Genomic DNA, 18,355 nt, shown 5'->3' with positions numbered 1-18,355 from the left:
AGGAGATCCTGGTCAAGGTCGAGGGTTGCGGCATCTGCGCCGGGGACATCAAGTCCTACGACGGCGCGCCCAGCTTCTGGGGCGACGAGACGCAGCCCGCCTATATCAAGGCGCCGATGATTCCGGGGCACGAGTTCATCGGCCGGGTGGTTAAGGTCGGCGCCCATGTCGAAGGTTACGCCGTCGGCGATCGCGTGATTTCCGAGCAGATCGTGCCGTGCTGGAACTGTCGCTTCTGCGGTCGGGGGCAGTACTGGATGTGCGAGAAGCACGACCTGTACGGCTTCCAGAACAACGTCAACGGCGGCATGGCCGAGTACATGAAGTTCACCAAGGAGGCGATCAACTACCACGTCCCCGAGGAGCTGCCGCTGGAGAAGGCGATCCTGATCGAGCCTTACGCCTGTTCGCTGCATGCGGTGCAGCGCGCCAGGATCGAACTGGGCGACGTGGTGGTGCTCTCCGGCGCCGGCACCCTGGGGCTCGGCATGGTCGGTGCGGCCAAGAAAGCGGGCGCCGAGAAACTGATCGTGCTCGACCTGTTCGACGACCGTCTGGAACTGGCCAAGAAGTTCGGTGCCGACCTGACCCTCAATCCCAAGCGCGACGACGTGGTCTCGATCATCAAGGAGATGACCGAGGGCTACGGCTGCGACGTCTACATCGAGGCGACCGGGCATCCCAAGTCGGTCGAGCAGGGGCTGTCGATGATTCGCAAGCTGGGGCGCTTCGTCGAGTTCAGCGTGTTCAAGGATCCGGTCAGCGTCGACTGGAGCATCATCTCCGACCGCAAGGAGCTGGACGTGCTGGGCTCCCATCTCGGCCCGTACTGTTATCCGCTGGTCATCGAGGGGATCCGCAACGGCGATTTCCCGACCGAAGGGGTGGTGACTCACAAGCTGCCGCTGGAGAAATACGAGGAAGGCTTCGAGCTGATGAAGAGCGGATCGAAGTCACTGAAGATCGTGTTGATCCCGTGATTTCGGCGCGTGGTCGGCGGTCGCTCCCGCCCCGCGCAGACGAAGACAGCGGTATCAGGAGAGAGGGCTCGAAGCGATGAGTACAACAGTTGCCAGTCGGCCAGCAGCGCCGAGCAAGCTGAAAGGGCGCCTGATCATCGGTGTCTGCGTGGTCGTGGTGCTGGCCGCGATGGCCTGGGACACCAAGGTCGTCGAGATCGGCACCGAAGCCGAGCTGGCCGGGGGATTCTCCGCCGAGACCTATGGCGGGGAGCATTTCCCGGCCATTCAGGCGAGCGTCGAGGAGCGCGCCGTCGATGCCGGTGAACTCGCGTCGGCGGTGCTCGCGGATTCGACGGCGGCGGGTCAGAAGTATGGTGTCGGCGATGGTTTCGGCCCGGTGGTGCCGGTCACTTTCAGCGGGACGTTCGGTGAGGCGCGCTCAGGCATCTATACGGTCGAAGCCGAAGGCGTGCCCGAGGAGATCACGCTGCGCGTGCAGACCGGCCCGGCGATCAATGGCACTGACCTGCGCGACGCCACCGGCGAGATCTCGTTCGGTGAGTTCGCCAACCAGATCGAGTATCAGAACGCGGGGGCGTCGATCAATGACGCGATGAAGCAAGCGGTGCTGGCGGATATCGATACCGCCGACCTGAGCGGCAAGACCGTCAGGGTGACCGGCGTGTTCAAGCTGATCAATCCCAAGAACTGGCTGGTGACCCCCGTCAGCATGGAGGTGCAGTGATGGCTTCCTCTTCGAGTCGGCCCGCTCCCGCCAGCGAACCGGTCGACGATATCGTCCTGTCGGCGCGGGATGTCGCCAAGTCGTTCGGCAGCGTGCATGCGCTCAAGACGGTCAACTTCGACGTCTATCGCGGCCAGGTGACCACGCTGTTCGGCGAGAACGGGGCCGGCAAGTCGACGCTGATGAAGATCCTGTCCGGCGTGATCCAGCCGACCTCCGGCGAGATCGTGCTGGAGGGCGAGGCGGTACGCTTCGCCTCGACCACCGATGCCCAGCGCCTGGGCATTTCGATCATCCATCAGGAGTTGAGCCTGGCGCCCAACCTGAGCGTGCGCGACAACATCTTCATGGGCCGCGAGATCAAGGGGCCGACCGGTATCGACTATGCCGAGGAGGCGCGTCAGACCCGGGCGTTGATGGAGGAGCTCGACGAGCCGATCGATCCGCTGACGCCGGTGGAGGACCTGCGCCTGGGGCAGCAGCAGATCGTCGAGATCGCTCGGGCGCTGTCGGTGAACTCGCGCATCCTGATCATGGACGAGCCGACCTCGGCGCTGTCGGCGACCGAGGTCGAAGTCCTGTTCCGGGTGATTCGCGACCTCAAGAGCCGCGGGGTGTCGATCGTCTACATCTCCCACCACCTGGAGGAGGCGCTGCTCATCACCGATCACGCGGTGGTACTGCGCGATGGCGTGATGACGGCCTACGCCAGGCGAGCGGATATCGACCTGGAGTGGATCGTGCGCAACATGGTCGGCGAGAACTTCGATCTCGGCTCGCCGCCGACCGGTCACGCCCTGGGCGAGGTGGCGCTGTCGCTGGAGGATGTCAGCGTCGCCGATACCGCAGTGCCGGAGCGCTCGGTGGTCGATCATCTGTCGCTGGAGGTTCGCGCCGGCGAGATCGTCTGCATCTACGGCCTGATGGGTGCCGGGCGCACCGAACTGCTCGAGTGCGTGGCCGGTCGCGTGCCGCTGAGCGGTGGGCGGGTGGTGCTGGAAGGCGAGGACGTCTCGCACCTGAGCATCGCCGAGCGCATCGCCAAGGGCCTGGTGCTGGTGCCGGAAGACCGGCAGCGCGATGGCCTGGTCCAGACCATGTCGGTGGGCGAGAACCTGTCGCTGGCCAGCATCAAGGCATTCACCCGCTGGCTGCTGACCTCGGGAAGCCGCGAGCGCGGCGTGGTCGACGAGTCGATCGCCAACGTCCATATCAAGACCGACGGGCCCAGGGTCGAGATCGGCTCGCTCTCCGGCGGCAATCAGCAGAAGGTGGTGATCGGCAAGATGCTGGCGACCCATCCCCGGGTGGTGGTGCTCGACGAGCCGAGCCGCGGTATCGATATCGGGGCCAAGGCCGAAGTGTTCAAACTGCTGGCGGAAGGGGCTGCCAAGCAGGGGCTGGCGGTGATCTTCTCCACCTCCGAGGTCGGCGAATGCCTGAGCATCGCCCATCGCATCGTGGTGATGAGCCGCGGACACATCGCGGCGGAGTTCGGCGCCGACGTCTCCAAGGAACAGATCATGGCCGCCTCGGGCGAGGCCGTGGTCGCGTGAGCGCTTTTACTCGAAGGGAGTTTTGATTATGTCCAAGCACAGCCAAGCGCCAGCGCGCCAGGGTGGCGGCTTCGATCTGGGGCGAATACTGCTCGAGGGTCGCGCCTTCTTCGCCCTGATCGCGATCATCATCATCTTCTCGGCGTTGTCGCCGGTCTATTTCTCGACCAACAACTTCCTGACCATGTCGTCCCACGTGGCGATCTTCGGGCTGCTGTCGATCGGCATGCTGCTGGTGATCCTGACCGGCGGCATCGATCTGTCGGTGGGCTCGACCCTGGGACTGTGCGGGGTGGTCGCGGGCTTTCTGATGCAGGGCGTGAGCTTCGACATGTTCGGTGTCACGCTCTATCCGCCGGTGTGGGTGGTAGTCATCCTGACCTGCGCGGTCGGCGCGTTCATCGGCGCCATCAACGGGGTACTGATCGCCTACTTCAAGGTGCCGGCCTTCGTCGCCACCCTGGGATTGCTCTACGTCGCCCGCGGCGTGGCGCTGCTGATGACCGATGGCCTGACCTACAACAACCTCGGCGGCAGCCCGGAACTGGGCAACACCGGGTTCGACTGGCTGGGGTTCAACCGCCTGTTCGGTGTGCCGGTGGGAGTATTGATTCTGGCCGCGGTGGCGATCGTCACGATCCTGGCGCTGGCGCGCACGCCGTTCGGACGCTGGGTCTACTCGACCGGCGGCAACGCGCGGGCGGCCGAGCTTTCCGGCGTGCCGGTCAAGCGGGTGCAGGTTTCGGTCTACGTGCTCTCCGGTATCTGCGCGGCGATCGCGGGGCTGGTGCTGTCGTCCCAGCTCACCTCTGCCGGCCCCACCGCGGGCACCACCTACGAACTGACCGCCATCGCCGGCGTGGTGATCGGTGGCGCGGCGCTGACCGGCGGTCGCGGCAACGTGCGCGGCACCCTGCTCGGCGCCTTCGTGATCGGTTTCCTCTCCGACGGGCTGGTGATCATCGGCGTCTCCTCCTACTGGCAGACCGTGTTCACCGGTGCCGTGATCGTGCTGGCGGTGCTGCTCAACAGCATCCAGTACGGCGGGCGCAGGAAGCGTGTGGCCACGCCTGCCGAGCCAAAGGCACCCGACAACCCCTCTTCTCCGGCCTCGAGCGGCGATGCCGCGCGCGTGACATCCGAGGCGGAAAGTACGGCCGGTAAACCGGCAACACAGCACTAGCCTCACCGTTGCACGCTAGTCACCACAATCGCAAAAAGAAGGGTGATCCATCATGTTCAAGACAGGAAAACGCCTGCTGATCGCAGCCCTCGCCGTGAGCGCGCCGTTGCTCGCCGGAAGCGCCATGGCGCAGGACAAGGGACTGATCTCGGTCATCGTCAACGATACCTCCAACCCCTACTGGTTCACCGAGGGCAAGATCGCCCGGGAAACGGCCGAGGAGTTGGGGTATCGCGCCAACGTCAGCGCCCACAAGGGTGATACCAATACCGAGAGCCGCCAGATAGATACCGCGATTACCAACCAGGCCAAGGCGATCATTCTCGATCCCGCCAATGCCGATGGTTCCGTCGGTGCGGTGCGCAAGGCCGTCGAAGCCGGCATCCCGGTGTTCCTGGTCAATGCGGAAATCAACGAGCAGGGGCTGGCCAAGGCGCAGCTGGTATCCAACAACGCCCAGGGTGCCGCCCTCGGCGCGCAGCAGTGGGTACAGACGGTCGGCGACTCGGCCAACTACGTCGAGCTGAAGGGCGCGCCGTCGGACAACAATGCCGCGACCCGCTCCAACGGCTACGAGACGGTGTTGAGCCAGTACCCGGATCTCAAGAAGGTCGGCGAGGACGTCGCCAACTGGGACCGCACTCAGGGGTTCAACAAGATGCAGAGCCTGTTGCAGGCCAACCCTGACATTCAAGGCGTGATCAGCGGCAACGACGAGATGGCGCTGGGCGCGATCGCCGCACTCAAGGAAGCCGGCAAGCTGGACGATGTCGTGGTCGGTGGCTTCGACGGTTCGCCCGACGCGGTCGATGCGGTGAAGTCCGGCGAACTCGCCTATACCGTACTGCAGCCGGTGGCGATCTTCTCCAAGGCCGCGGTGCAGATGGCGGACAAGTTCATCACCACCGGCGAAACCGGTGTCCAGGGCGAGAAGCACCTGTTCGACTGCATCCTGATCACCCCGGATAACGTCGACCAGTACGTCTCGCCGTTCGTGCTCAAGCCGTAAGACGCAAAGCCGTTCGTCGATCCACCGCCGCGGGCCCTGGCCCGCGGCGGTTTCGTTTTGTCGATGCCGTTTATGGTCAAGCTTCGATCAGGCGATAACGGATCTCGGCCTCATCCAGCGTGGCGCGATGTTCGGCGGCAAGGCTTTCGTCGATCAACACGAGGTCGAACTCCTTGAGATCGGCCAGCCGATGCAGCGCGCCATGGCCGAACTTGGCGCTGTGGGCGAGCAGGATCCGGCGCTCTGCCGCCGCCATCTGGGCGCGCTTGATCTGGGTCACCGTCGGGTCCTGAACGTAGGCGGTAGTGCCGAGGATGGCCGATGCGGAGAGCACCGCCACGTTGGCACGCAGGTTGGCGAGCGTCTGCTCGCAGAGCAGGCCGAAGGTGGCATTGAAACGGGGCTGGTAGTCGCCGCCCAGGGTGATCAGCTTGATGCCGCTGGCGGCCTTGAGCCGGTCGATGCTCTCCAGGCCGTTGGTGATCACGGTGAGCGGCTCCCGCGCCGGCAGCAGCAGGGCGAGTTCGGCGGCGCTTCGCCGGACGCGATCTCCTCCAGGGCCGCACGGGCCAGCGCCTGCTTTTCCCGCGTGGCGATATGCGAACGCAGCGCGAAGTTGCTTTCGAACACGCTGGAAGAGCGGGTGGTGACCCCGCCATGCTGCTTGTTGACCATGCCCTGGTCGGAGAGGGCGTCGAGATCGCGGTGTACCGTCATCCGGCTGACGCCGAAGCGCTCGGCCAGCTCGTCGACCTGGGCCGAGCCGGCCTGGATGATGTAGTCCAGCATCGCCTGGCGGCGCGCTGGTGCCCCCCGTGTCACGGTGCGAGGGGTCATGGTCGTGGGTGAAGTCATGACTCTCCCGTCGTCAACACCACCTTGATCGAGTCGCGCCGGGCGGCGATCTCGAAGCCGCGCTCGAAGTCGGCCAGCGCAATGCGGTGGGTGACGATGCCGCGAGTCGTCACCAGCCCGCGGGCCAGCAGGTCGATCGCCACCGGGTAGGTGTGCGGCGAGAGATGCGAGCCGCGGATATCCAGCTCCTTGCGGTCGCCGATGGTGGACCAGTCGACGCTGGTGGGCTCCTTGAACACGCTGAACTCGACGAACCGACCGAGCTTGCGTAGCGACTCCAGGCCCTGGACCACGCCGCTCGAGGAGCCCGTGGCGTCGATGTAGACCTCGCAACCGTAACCGCCGGTGAGTGCCCGAACTTCCTTGGCAACATCGTCGCGATGCGGATTGAGGCCGTGATCGGCGCCGTAGTCGCGGGCCAGGGTCAGGCGGTCGTCATGGGTGTCGACCAGAATCAGCCGTTTGGGCGTCTTGAGCCTGGCGAGCTGGACCATGGCCAGGCCGATTGGGCCGCCACCGGCGATCACCACGGTATCGTCGAACTGGATGTCGGCGCGGTTGACGGCGTGGATGCCGCAGGCCAAGGGTTCGAGAAAGGCGGCATCCTCGAGGCTCAGGCCCGGGTCGACCGGGTGCAGCACCGCATTGGCCGGCACGCGCAGGTATTCGGCCATGCCCCCATCGGCCACGCCGCCCTGGAAGCCGAAGATATGATGCACTTCGCACATCCAGTAGTGGCCGCGCTGGCAGTAGAGGCATTTGCCGCAGGGGAGAATCTGTTCCGGCACGACGCGATCCCCGAGCGCAACGCCGAAGTGTTCCCCGGCACCGTCGCCCAGTGCGACGACTTCACCCGCGAATTCGTGGCCGACGATCATCGGTGGCTTGACGAAGGGGGCAAAGCGGTCGCCGTCGCCCCAGTACATGGCGGCGCCGTCGCGGCACTTGAGATCGCTCGAGCAGATGCCGCAGGCCTGGATTCCCAGAATCAGCTCGTTGGGGCCGGGGCGGGGCGTGGGCACGCGCTCCAGCCGGTAGTCGCCGGGGCCGCGACAGACCACGGCTTGCATGTCATCGGGTAGCATCGTCACGGTCTCCTGAATTGGTGAGCGAGGATCCACGTCAAACGTCGCCGACTACAGATAGTCTTCGATGTTGTCCTGGTCTATGAATACATGTCCGGTATCGATGTACTCGGGCACTTCTGCACCATTGGCGCGCTGCCAGGCGCTGATGATGAACCAGTAACCCATCAGTCTGGGGCGGAGTGCGGAGGTGGAATCGATGACGCCTTCCTGGATCAGGCTCAGGGTCTGATTGAGGTCATCGATACCGACGATCTTGATCTCACCTGCCTTGCCGGCCTCCTTGACTGCCTGGCCGATGCCGATGGGGCCGGCGGCATTGGAGGGAATCCAGCCATCCAGCTCGGGATGGGCCTGCATGATCGCCGCCGCTTGATTCTGTGCCGTGGAGATACTGTCGTTGTCGACACCGGTGGCGACGACTTCGATATCGGGATGACGATCGAATACCGCGCGGCTGCACTCGGCGCGCTGCGCATGGTTGGACGCCGTTGGCACGCCCATCATGATGGCGACGTTGCCTTTCCCGTCGAGGAGTTCGACCAGGCGTTCCGCCGCCACCATCGCCTGGGTGCAGTAGTCGCTGCCGACGACGGGCAAATGCATATCCTCGATACCCTTGTCGTCGATGACCGAGACGGGGATCTCCTGCTCCAGGGCCTCGCGGATCACGGCGCGGTTGCCGGTGGGGTCGAGCAAGTCGGTAATGATGGCGTCGGGGCGAGTCGCAATGGCTCTCTCGAGTATCTGATTCTGCTCGGCGACGCTGGCACTCTGGGGGGCGGTGTATTGAACCGTGACCTCGGCACCGGTCAGGCGCTGAATTTCACGAGCGGCTTCCTGAGCCCCCTCGTTGAGCTGGTCGAACCACGGGTGCACGACCTTGGGAACCACCACAAAGCGATACTGGCGCTGAGCATCGTCGGCATGAGCCGTGGTGGACATCGCCCCTAGGGCCAACGAAAGCACCCAAAGCACGTTTCGAAGCATGGCGTTATACATGATGTTCAACTCCTGCGAGGAGAAGGTTTTTTGTTGAAGTGTTTCAGGTAGCGCCGTCACTGCGATCGGCGATGAAGAAATAACATCAAAAAGTGATGATTCGCCCTATGACTTTGGTCTCGTTGAAACCCTGTCTTCAATGGGTGGTTTTTAAATTATTGAAAATAAATAATTTATTGATATTCATGTTTTGATTTAACACCATCGTCTAACGTCCATGTATCACAAAATAGTGTTAGAAATGGCGCTCGCGAAGCTCTCGCGCCATAGGCAGGCGTGTCGGGAGACGAAATCAACGGGAGGCAGCCATGTCACGCGGTTATCTGCTGGGGCTGGACGGTGGCTCCAGTTCCACCAAGGCGGTGATCTTCGATACCCAGGGCAACGTCGTGGGGATCGGGCGGGAATCTTCCCGGCTCGAGCATCCCCAGGCGCACTGGGTCGAGCGTGACATGAAAGTCGCCTGGACGAGCGCTGCCGAATCGATACGTGCCGCCCTGGCGGCCGCCGGCCTGGAGGGCGGCGAGATACTGGCGGTGGGCGTCACGGCCCACGGCGACGGGCTCTACCCCCTGGATCGCAAGGGTGAGCCGCTCGGCCACGCCATCACCTCGCTGGACAGTCGTGCCGCGGGTATCGTCGAGCGCTGGTGCCAGCAGGGCATACGCGACGAGGCGCTGGCGCGGATCGGGCAGATGCCTTTCGCCTTCTCGCCGGTGACCTTGCTGGCGTGGCTGCGGGCCAACCAGCCCGAGCGCTACGCCGCTCTCGCCCACGTCCTGACCTGCAAGGACTGGCTGCGATTCAAGCTGACCGGCGAGATCGCCACCGACTTCACCGAGGCCAGCACCGGCTACACCGACGTCAACACCCAGCGCTACAGTCGCGACGCACTGTCGATGCTGGGCATCGCATCGGTGTTCGAGGCCCTGCCCGACGTTCGCCTGCCCGAGGAGGTCGCCGGCCAGGTCTGCGAGTCGGCAGCGCGCGCCACCGGCCTGAAAACCGGTACGCCGGTCGCCACGGGGTTGCATGACGTTACCGCCAGCGCGGTGGGGCTGGGCAACGTCGCGTCGGACACGCTGACCATCGCGGCCGGCACCTTCAGCATCAACGAGGTCTTTTCCGACGCGCCCAAGCCCGATCCGCGCTGGGCGACACGCAACGGGCTACGCCCTGGCCAATGGCTCAACATGGCGATTTCACCGGCGTCCTCCAGCAATCTCGAATGGTTTCACCGGCAGTGGGGGCAGCCGGGAGATGGCGGCACGGGCGCCTTTTTCGCCGAGATGGAAGCGTCGCTGGACGCCGCTTTCCGCACCCCGTCACGACTGGTCTACCACCCGTTCCTTTATGGTTCGCCCTACGATGAACCGGCCAGTGCCGGCCTGTTCGGCCTCCAGGGATGGCACGACCGTGGCCATGTCCTGCGTGCGATCCTGGAAGGGGTGGTGTTCAATCACCGGGTGCATGTCGATGCCCTGGCCTCGACCTTCGCCATCGAGCGCGTGCGCATCACCGGCGGCGGCAGTCACTCGCCGCGGCTGGCCCAGCTGTTCGCCGATTCGCTGGGTCGATCGCTGGAAACGTCGCGAATCCAGGAGGCCGCGGCCTGGGGCGCCGCGATCTGCGCCGGGGTGGCAGCCGAAGTGTTTCCCTCCATCGCGTCGGCCACGTCGCTTTGCGAGGTCGACCACCGCTACAACCCCGATTCGGAGCGCCAGGCCGCGTGTCAGCAGGGCTTCGAGCGCTACCAGCGTCTGATCGAAGGGATGAGAACGCTATGGGCGACGCTGGACGTCGAAGCGTCGCCCCCGGATTCACCCGACACTTCGGCGGAATCCACGCCGACGATGGGAGCAAGACGATGACGGAACCCGCCAATGCCATGCCGCCGACGCGCCGGCAGACCCTGGATCGCCTGCGGGCGGATCCCGCGGTGTCGGTGCTGATCATCGGTGCCGGAATCAACGGCGCCGGGCTGTTCCGCGATCTGGCGCTGCAGGGCGTCGATACGCTGATCGTCGACAAGCAGGACTTCTGTGCCGGCGCCAGCGCCGCGCCGTCGCGACTGATCCATGGTGGACTCAAGTATCTCGAGACCGGCGAGTTCCGGTTGGTGGCGCAGTCGACCCGCGAGCGCAACCTGCTGCTGCGCAACGCGCCGCACGTGGTGCATCCGCTGCGCACGGCGATGCCGACGCACAGCTGGTGGGGCGGAATCTGGCCGTCGATCCAGCGTTTCTTCCGCCGGCCGGCAAAGATCGACGACCGCGGTATCCTGATCAGTGAAGCGGGGCTGACGCTCTACGATTTCCTCGGCCGCCATTTCCGCAGCATGCCGCGTCATTCGGTGACGCTGGGGCGCAAGGTACGGGAATCGCTGCCGGACATCCGGGATGACGTCAGGGCGCTGCACACCTACTACGACGCGGCGATCAGTCAGGCCGAGCGGCTCGGGTTCGAACTGATCGACGACGGCTGCAGAGCCCATCGCGGCGCGATGGCGTTCAATCACGTTACCCTGACCGGGAGTGACGGTGAAGCGATAACCTTCGACGATGAAGAGGGCAACGCGTTCCAGGTTCGCCCGCGGATCATCGTCAATGCCGGCGGCGCCTGGATCGACGAGATCAATCGCCAGCTGGGGCAGGAAACGCGGCATATCGGCGGCACCAAGGGCGGGCACCTGATCGTCGACGTGCCCCAGATTCGCGATCAGCTCGACGGGCGCATGATCTACTTCGGCACGCCCGATGGTCGCATCTGCCTGATCTATCCGTTCATGAGTCATGTGCTGGTCGGTGCCACCGACATCCGCTGCACCGACCCGGACCAGGCCGTCTGCGACGACGACGAGCGCGATTACCTGCTCGAAGCGGTGCATTACCTGTTTCCCGAGGTGACGATCGGTCCGGATCAGGTCCGCTACCGCTATAGCGGTGTGCGACCATTGCCGCGCAGCGACGCTGCCGATCCGGGCCAGATCAGCCGCGATCACGCCATCGTCGAGGATCGCATCCACGCCTGGCCGGTGTTGTCCCTGGTGGGTGGAAAATGGACCACGTTTCGCGGGTTTGCCGAAGAGGTGGCCGACGATCTGCTGGCGAGGCTGGGCCGCCGTCGCGAGATCGATACCCGGCAGTTGGCCATCGGTGGCGGGCGCGACTTTCCCCGCGATGCGACGTCGCGGGAGGCGTGGCTCACCAGGGTGACCGCCCTCTGCGAGGGCGACCGGCATCGGGCCATTACCCTGCTGGATCGCTACGGCACCCGGGGTGAAGCGGTGGCACGGCACTGCGCGGGGATGAGCGCTGGCGGTGCCTGTCGCCAGCAGCCGCTGGATTCGCTGGCCGCTTATCGTGTCGGAGAGATCGATTTCGTCTGCCGCTTCGAGCGCGTCGAGCATCTGGCGGACGTGCTGTTCCGGCGTCTGCCGATCGCGTTGGCCGGCCAGCTCGACGGCGCGGTGATCGAGGAGATCGCGACGCTGTGCAGCGGGGCCCTGGCGTGGTCGGAAGACCGCTGCCGGGATGAGATCGAGAGGGTACGGGAGATCGCCGTGCGCGCGCACGGTGTCTCGCTCGGCCCGGGCGCCGACGACACCACGGCGAGTGGCGACGAGCCGCTCTCTTCCACATCGGGAAACGCCCCGCGCAAGGGGACTTCCTCCACTCAGGAGCCAGCGTCATGACCAGCATGCTTTCTGCCAGCGGATTGCGAACGGGGCGGCTGTTTCGCCGCGAGACCGGCCTGACCTGCATGGTGGCGTTCGATCGCACGCTGCTGGCGGGCCCGGTGGAGCATGCGATCGATGCACGCCGCACCTGCGAAGCCATCGTCTCGTCGCGACCGGATGCGGTACTGCTGTCGCCGGGCGTGCTCAAGTCCTGCGGGGATCTGTTCGCCGACAGCCGCGCCCCCAGAATCGTGCTGCGAATCGACTATCCGATGGTGGGCGACTTCACCCTGGCGGGGGAGGAGCATCACCGCATGATCGCCACCCCCGCCCAGGCCCATGCGATGGGCGCGGATGCCGTGGTGATGTGCTTGATCTCCGGTTACGACGACCCCCGACGCGAGGCCGACAACCTCGAGGCGGTGGCGGAGACCGCGCGTCAGTGCGAGGCGATCGGGCTGCCGCTGATCGTCGAGGCGGTGGTGTGGGGGGCCAGGGAGGAGGGGCTGCTCGATGGCGAGCGGATCGCACGAATCGCAAGGATCGCCGCCGAGCTGGGGGCCGACCTGATCAAGGCGCAGTACAATGGTGACCCCAGGGATATGCGGGCTCTGGTGGAGAGTTGTCCGGTGCCGGTGCTCGTCCTGGGGGGCGCGGCGATGAACGATGACGAGGCGCTGACGCGCTTTACCCGCGATGCGCTGGAGAACGGCGCCAGCGGGGTGATCTTCGGCCGCAACGCCTGGCAGCGCGAAGGCGTGAGCGGTGGCATCGAGCGGCTGGTCTCCATCGTGCATGGGAGTGGCGCCGAGTGAGGCGACGCGACGCGTGTCGAAAGCGATGGCGTCGGTGGCAAAACATAGGCAGCTAGCTGTTCTGTGTGTAGACTTTTGTACCCTGTCCCGACCCGCTCGGGTCAGCGATGCCGTGCGTCGTTTCACCCGTCCTTCCGACCGGCGGCGCTGCGTTTTGTCAGGCGGGCCGCACGCGCGGGCCGCAACCAGTGAACGAAGGGATCTCCGTACGCCATGAGCGAATACTCTCTGTTTACCTCCGAATCCGTGTCCGAGGGTCACCCGGACAAGATCGCCGACCAGATTTCCGATGCCGTCCTGGACGCCATCATCGCCCGCGACAAGCAGGCGCGCGTCGCCTGCGAAACGCTGGTCAAGACCGGCGTCGCCATCGTGGCCGGCGAGATCTCCACCACCGCCTGGGTCGATCTGGAAGATCTGGTGCGCAAGGTGATCATGGATATCGGCTATACCTCGTCGGAGGTCGGCTTCGATGGTGAAACCTGTGGCGTGATCAATCTGATCGGCAAGCAGAGTGTCGATATCGCCCAGGGCGTCGACCGCAGCAAGCCCGAGGATCAGGGCGCGGGAGACCAGGGCCTGATGTTCGGCTACGCCACCAACGAGACCGAGTCCTTCATGCCGGCGCCGATCCACTACTCGCATCGTCTCGTCGAGCGCCAGGCGGAGCTGCGCAAGAACGGCACGCTCTCGTGGCTGCGCCCGGACGCCAAGAGCCAGATCACCTTCAGCTACGACGCCCAGGGCCAGCCCAACGGGGTCGATGCGGTGGTGCTCTCGACCCAGCACGATCCGGACATCTCCCAGGACGACCTGCGCAAGGCGGTGGAGGACCTGATCATCCGCGACGTGTTGCCGGCGAAGTGGATCCACGACGACACCCGCTTCCATATCAATCCCACCGGCAAGTTCGTGATCGGCGGCCCGGTGGGTGATTGCGGCCTGACCGGGCGCAAGATCATCGTCGACACCTACGGCGGCATGGCGCGTCACGGCGGCGGCGCGTTCTCCGGCAAGGATCCGTCCAAGGTCGATCGCAGCGCCGCCTACGCCGGACGTTACGTGGCCAAGAACATCGTCGCCGCGGGACTGGCCGACAAGTGCGAGATCCAGGTCTCCTACGCCATCGGCGTCGCCGAGCCGACCTCGGTGTCGATCAACACCTTCGGCACCGCCCGGGTCAGCGAGGCCAAGATCATCGAACTGGTGCGCGAGCACTTCGATCTTCGCCCCCATGCGATCACGCGGATGCTCGACCTGCTCCACCCGATGTATCAACTGACCGCGTCCTACGGGCACTTCGGCCGCGAGCCGTTCGAGTCCAGCTATACCTGGACCGACGTCAACGGTGAAACCCAGACCGAAACCTTCACCGCCTTCCCGTGGGAGAAGACGGACAGGGCAGAGACCCTGAGAGCCGCCGCCGGGCTATAACGAAGAGCCTCGGGCTCGGCCAGCGGTACAGGACAAAGCGGACCCGCCAATCGGGTCCGCTTTTTTGATGAGCCGGCGACGACAGGGAAGAAGCCGATGCTGGAAATTGCAGCCATCTTCATCACGATCACTGCGCTGTTTGCGTGGTTCAACTATCGGTTCGTCAAGTTGCCCGCGACGATCGGGGTAATGTTCATCTCGCTGGTGACGTCGGTGCTGCTTATCGCGTCGAGCCATCTCGGATTCGACGCGATCACCGACTGGGCCGAAGCCTGGCTGGGACAGATCAACTTCAACGCCCTGCTGATGGACGGGATGCTCTCTTTTCTGCTGTTCGCCGGGGCGCTGCATGTCGATTTTCACCAGTTGAAGCGCTATCGCTATTCGATCGGCCTGCTCGCCACCGGCGGCGTGGTGATCTCGACCGTGGTGATCGGCAGTGCCGCCTGGTGGCTCTTCCGCACTTTCCACATCGGCGTGCCCTATCTCTACTGCCTGGTCTTCGGCGCCTTGATCTCGCCGACGGACCCGATTGCCGTTCTCGGCATCATGCGCAGTGCCGGTGCGCCGGAGGACATGGAGATCAAGATCGTCGGCGAGTCGCTGTTCAACGATGGGGTCGCGGTGGTGGTGTTCACCGTGTTGCTGGGGGCGGCGACCGCGACAGAGGCGCTGACGGTGGCGCACTCCGCGATACTGTTCCTGGAAGAGGCGGGCGGTGGCATGCTGCTCGGGCTGGTGATGGGGTATGTCGCCTACCGGTTGATGAAGAGCATCGACCAGTACCAGATCGAAGTGCTGGTGACGCTGGCGCTGGTGCTGGGTGGCTACACGCTGGCGACGCATCTGCAGGTCTCGGGGCCCATCTCGATGGTCATCGCCGGGCTGTTCATCGGCAATCGCGGGCGCGAACACGCCATGTCGGAGACGACCCGGCGCTACGTCGATGGCTTCTGGGAGCTCATCGACGAGATCCTGAACGCGGTGCTGTTCGTACTGATCGGCCTCGAGCTGCTGCTGATTCCCTTCGAGTGGTCGTACCTCATCGTTGCTGGCCCGATCATCGTCGTCATTCTGGTGACGCGCCTGCTCACCATCGGTCTACCCATTGCCATATTGAACCGGTGGGTCCATTTTCGTCACGGAACCACGCGTGTGCTGACCTGGGGCGGGCTGCGAGGTGGCATCTCGGTGGCCTTGGCGCTGGGCCTGCCCGAGAGCGATTACCGAAATACCATTGTGATGGTGACCTACCTCATCGTGCTGTTCTCGATTCTGGCCCAGGGCCTGACCATTGGCGGTTTGGTACAGCGGGTAGTCTCGCAGGAATCCGACGGATCTTAGACTTTAGTGGTATGTGGCGGCTCAGGCATGGTATCGGCGCCGGGCGTTCCTTACTCTTGTGTGATTGTGTTGTGTCTTTTTCTTCGGCCGACCGGCCGATGGTATTCAAAATGACGGGGTGAACCATGATGTTACGCACAGGGATGCTGGTCGCGGCACTGGGCCTGTCCGGCGCGCTGCTGGTGGGCTGCGGCGACGACGGCGATGATCAGGCTAAGAGCGAGACTCAGGAGCCGTCGTCCTCCCAGCAGGAATCCCAGTCCTCCGGTTCCGGTTCCGACACCCAGGAGATGGCCGCTTCCGACGCCTCCGGCAGCGGCAGTAGCGAAGGCAGCGGTGGCGGCGAACCCGTCAACCTGATCTTCGGTACCGGCGGGACCGGCGGTAGCTACTACCCCATCGGCGGGGCGCTGAAGGGGGTATTCGAGAAGAGCGACCTGGTCGACGGCGTGCAGGTGGTCTCGACCGGCGCCTCCGTGCAGAACATCAACAACATCAACGACGGCCTTAACCAGGTCGCCATCGTGATGAGCGACGTCGCCTATGACGCGGTAAAGGGCCAGAACCAGTTCGACGGCCAGCCCGCCGACATCGAAACCATCGCCGGGATGTATCCCAACGTGGTGCAGATCGTCGCCACCGCCGATAGCGATATTCACAGCGTTGCCGACCTGAAAGGCAAGCGCGTCGGCGTCGGCAAGGTCGGATCCGGTGTGGAGCAGAGCGCCGCCAAGGTGCTGGAGTCCGCGGGACTGAGCTACGATGACCTGGCCCAGGTCAGCCATACCGGTTACGCCGATAGCGTCACCGAGATGAGCAATGGCAACCTCGATGCCGCGTTCTTCACCTCCGGCGTTCCCAACTCCAGTATCACCGGCCTGATGCAGAGCACCGACATCACCTTCGTACCGGTCAGCGGTGACGTCGCCTCCACGCTGCTGGAGAAATATCCGTACTACGAGAACTACGAAATCCCGGCTGGCGCCCCCGAGCGTTACAACCTGGGCGATGCCGTGGATACGGTGGCGATCCGCAACATCATGATCGTGCCCTCCTCCATGCGGGACGACGTCGCCGAGGATCTGGCCAAGCGCTTCCACGACTATCTCGAGTCCGGCAGCGTTTCCGTCGGTGCACTCAAGCAGTTCGATCCTGCGACCATGGACCAGAATCTGGTCGTGCCGCTACATCCGGGCGCCAAGGCGTATTACGAGACGCTGGCGCGCTCCGCGGAGGCGACCTCCGGTGATGACGCCACGACCGCTGGCGACAACAGCGATCTCTCGGAAGAGACCGCCTCCATGTCGGCCAACGAGCAAGCGGCCACGACCGAAGCCGATGGCACCGAAGCCGAACCGGCCAAGCAGACCAGCGCCGAGACGCCGGAAGACAATATCGAGCCTACCGAAGGTAGCGACACCAACGGCAACGAGAACGCCCAGGACAAAGAACCGCAATCCTGAGCGTGGGTGACCGCGTGTCCGGCAAGCCATGACGCGTAAGACAGCACCGAGTCTGGCGGCGGTGGCGATCCTGGTGATCGCCACCGTGCTGTATCCGCTACCGTGGCTCGTCGTGCGCGACGGACCCCAGTGGCGGTTTGCCTTTCCTGGGTGGCAGGGCACGACCTTCACGCTGCGCTGGATGCACTCGGTCGAGAAGGAAGACTGGGAAGAGTGGTTCGAGGTGACCGCCGATGACGCCATCGAGATCACCGGGACGCGCTTCAAGACCTTCGGCGCTGGCGTACCGTCGCATGCCGGTACCGAGACCCATCTCGAGGATGGGTGGGTAGTGATGACGGGGATCGATCGCGTGGTCGATCCGCTGGCGGTGCAAGCGGCGGTGGAAGAGCATTACCGCCTGATTTTCGCCGGCCATACCATTCCCCTGTCGCGTGGCGACCCTCCCATCATATTGACCTTTTCCATACTCAGGGTGCCGTTGTGGCAGGCCTTGCCGGCACTGGTGCGGCCCTGGTTATCGTAGATCCCGCCTGGCGAGGATGAGAAATGTCCGAACAAAAAGTCACGGTTTCCGCCGATGGTCCCGAGGATCCGTCGGTCAAGGAAGCGCTGGAGAAATTCGATCGTGAGAGCCTGGTCCGGGATCGACTGCCGCATGGGGTGATCCAGTTCGTCACGGCGGTGTCGGTGCTGCTGGCGCTATTTCACCTCTACACCTCGTTTTCGGGGCCGCTGGTCGATGTCGCCCAGCGCAGCATCCACCTTTATACCCTGCTGGGGCTGGCCTTCATCCTCTATCCGCTGACCCGCAAGGGGGCCCGTGATCGGGTGCCGTGGGGGGATGCGGTCGTGGCGCTGGTGGCGTTCGGGATCGGTGTCTACATGCTGACGGTGTCGGATCGTGTCATCGCCTCGGCGGGGCGCATCAACAATGTCGACATGGTGGGCGGCTTCGTGGCGATCCTGCTGGTGCTGGATGCCACCCGGCGCGTCACGGGTTGGGGGCTGACGATCCTGGCCTCGCTGTTCCTGGTCTACGGCTTCTACGCCAAGCTTTCGTTCTATCCGCAGGTGAACGAGGCGATCGTTCTCGCGACGTGCAAGCAGATCGTCTCGCACCTGGTGTACATCACCGAGGGCTTGCTGGGTACGGCGATCGGGGTCTCGGCGAGCTACATCATCCTGTTCATCCTGTTCGGTGCCTTCCTCGGCAAGTCCGG

Annotated in this window: 16 protein-coding genes and 1 pseudogene; 13 read left to right on the top strand and 4 right to left on the bottom strand. The window is 64.5% G+C overall.

The genetic code is table 11. The annotated features are described in order from the left end of the window. The 5 genes from AC3AYF_RS07425 to AC3AYF_RS07405 all read left to right on the top strand — a co-directional run. Window positions 1-980: zinc-binding dehydrogenase (locus AC3AYF_RS07425; RefSeq protein WP_487779570.1), on the top strand; the 980-nt coding region annotated here is incomplete at its 5' end. A gap of 76 nt (window positions 981-1,056) precedes the next feature. Next, window positions 1,057-1,707: a DUF2291 family protein gene (locus AC3AYF_RS07420; protein ID WP_295036348.1), complete on the top strand. Its 651-nt coding sequence runs from the start codon at window positions 1,057-1,059 to the stop codon at window positions 1,705-1,707. Further along, window positions 1,707-3,263, top strand: coding sequence for a sugar ABC transporter ATP-binding protein (locus AC3AYF_RS07415; RefSeq protein WP_487779569.1), 1,557 nt, complete (start codon window positions 1,707-1,709; stop codon window positions 3,261-3,263). Before AC3AYF_RS07420 ends, AC3AYF_RS07415 begins: the two co-directional genes overlap by 1 nt. A 28-nt stretch (window positions 3,264-3,291) precedes the next feature. After that, entirely contained in the window at window positions 3,292-4,446 is a 1,155-nt protein-coding gene (locus AC3AYF_RS07410; RefSeq protein WP_295036346.1) for an ABC transporter permease, read from the top strand. Window positions 4,447-4,498: 52 nt separating this feature from the next. Further along, window positions 4,499-5,455 carry a D-ribose ABC transporter substrate-binding protein gene (locus AC3AYF_RS07405; RefSeq protein ID WP_295036345.1) on the top strand — a complete coding sequence of 319 codons (957 nt, stop codon included), beginning with the start codon at window positions 4,499-4,501 and terminating at the stop codon, window positions 5,453-5,455. Between the two features lie 76 nt (window positions 5,456-5,531). Here the strand turns inward: AC3AYF_RS07405 and AC3AYF_RS07400 are convergent, their stop codons facing one another. Genes AC3AYF_RS07400 through AC3AYF_RS07385 form a run of 4 tightly spaced genes read right to left on the bottom strand, consistent with a single transcriptional unit; the run spans window position 5,532 to window position 8,397 of the window. Then, window positions 5,532-5,942 carry a DeoR/GlpR family DNA-binding transcription regulator gene (locus AC3AYF_RS07400; protein ID WP_487779568.1) on the bottom strand — a complete coding sequence of 137 codons (411 nt, stop codon included), beginning with the start codon at window positions 5,940-5,942 and terminating at the stop codon, window positions 5,532-5,534. Next, window positions 5,939-6,310, bottom strand: coding sequence for a DeoR family transcriptional regulator (locus AC3AYF_RS07395; RefSeq protein WP_487779567.1), 372 nt, complete (start codon window positions 6,308-6,310; stop codon window positions 5,939-5,941). The genes AC3AYF_RS07400 and AC3AYF_RS07395 overlap by 4 nt, the downstream gene beginning before the upstream one ends. Further along, window positions 6,307-7,395, bottom strand: coding sequence for an alcohol dehydrogenase catalytic domain-containing protein (locus AC3AYF_RS07390; RefSeq protein WP_295036342.1), 1,089 nt, complete (start codon window positions 7,393-7,395; stop codon window positions 6,307-6,309). The genes AC3AYF_RS07395 and AC3AYF_RS07390 overlap by 4 nt, the downstream gene beginning before the upstream one ends. A 51-nt stretch (window positions 7,396-7,446) precedes the next feature. Next, a complete protein-coding gene (locus AC3AYF_RS07385) occupies window positions 7,447-8,397 on the bottom strand; it encodes a substrate-binding domain-containing protein (RefSeq protein WP_295036341.1) in 951 nt (316 codons plus the stop codon). Between the two features lie 308 nt (window positions 8,398-8,705). Here AC3AYF_RS07385 and AC3AYF_RS07380 point away from each other — a divergent pair, with 308 nt between their 5' ends. The 8 genes and pseudogenes from AC3AYF_RS07380 to AC3AYF_RS07345 form a co-directional block, all read left to right on the top strand. Beyond that, window positions 8,706-10,268 carry an FGGY-family carbohydrate kinase gene (locus AC3AYF_RS07380; protein ID WP_295036340.1) on the top strand — a complete coding sequence of 521 codons (1,563 nt, stop codon included), beginning with the start codon at window positions 8,706-8,708 and terminating at the stop codon, window positions 10,266-10,268. Next, window positions 10,265-12,091 (top strand): glycerol-3-phosphate dehydrogenase/oxidase, encoded by a 1,827-nt coding sequence (locus tag AC3AYF_RS07375; protein ID WP_295036339.1) that lies wholly within the window; start codon window positions 10,265-10,267, stop codon window positions 12,089-12,091. Before AC3AYF_RS07380 ends, AC3AYF_RS07375 begins: the two co-directional genes overlap by 4 nt. Next, on the top strand, window positions 12,088-12,891 hold the full coding sequence (locus tag AC3AYF_RS07370) for a class I fructose-bisphosphate aldolase (protein ID WP_295036338.1): 804 nt from the start codon (window positions 12,088-12,090) through the stop codon (window positions 12,889-12,891). The genes AC3AYF_RS07375 and AC3AYF_RS07370 overlap by 4 nt, the downstream gene beginning before the upstream one ends. A 213-nt stretch (window positions 12,892-13,104) precedes the next feature. Continuing rightward, window positions 13,105-14,325, top strand: a complete 1,221-nt coding sequence (gene metK / locus AC3AYF_RS07365; protein ID WP_295036337.1) for a methionine adenosyltransferase — start codon at window positions 13,105-13,107, stop codon at window positions 14,323-14,325. A 96-nt stretch (window positions 14,326-14,421) separates the two neighbouring features. Further along, entirely contained in the window at window positions 14,422-15,669 is a 1,248-nt protein-coding gene (locus AC3AYF_RS07360) for a cation:proton antiporter (protein WP_295036336.1), read from the top strand. A 125-nt stretch (window positions 15,670-15,794) separates the two neighbouring features. After that, complete coding sequence (locus AC3AYF_RS07355) at window positions 15,795-17,132, top strand: TAXI family TRAP transporter solute-binding subunit (RefSeq protein WP_487779566.1); 1,338 nt, start codon at window positions 15,795-15,797, stop codon at window positions 17,130-17,132. 28 nt (window positions 17,133-17,160) lie between these two features. Then, a complete protein-coding gene (locus AC3AYF_RS07350) occupies window positions 17,161-17,658 on the top strand; it encodes a DUF1850 domain-containing protein (RefSeq protein ID WP_295036334.1) in 498 nt (165 codons plus the stop codon). Between the two features lie 23 nt (window positions 17,659-17,681). Beyond that, window positions 17,682-18,355 (top strand): annotated as a pseudogene (locus AC3AYF_RS07345) (TRAP transporter permease); the annotation flags it as partial.

The sequence above is a fragment of the Salinicola sp. genome (genome assembly GCF_982684285.1).
The sequence above is the reverse complement of the archived record's forward strand: the minus strand, read 5'-3'. Positions and strand labels throughout refer to the sequence as shown.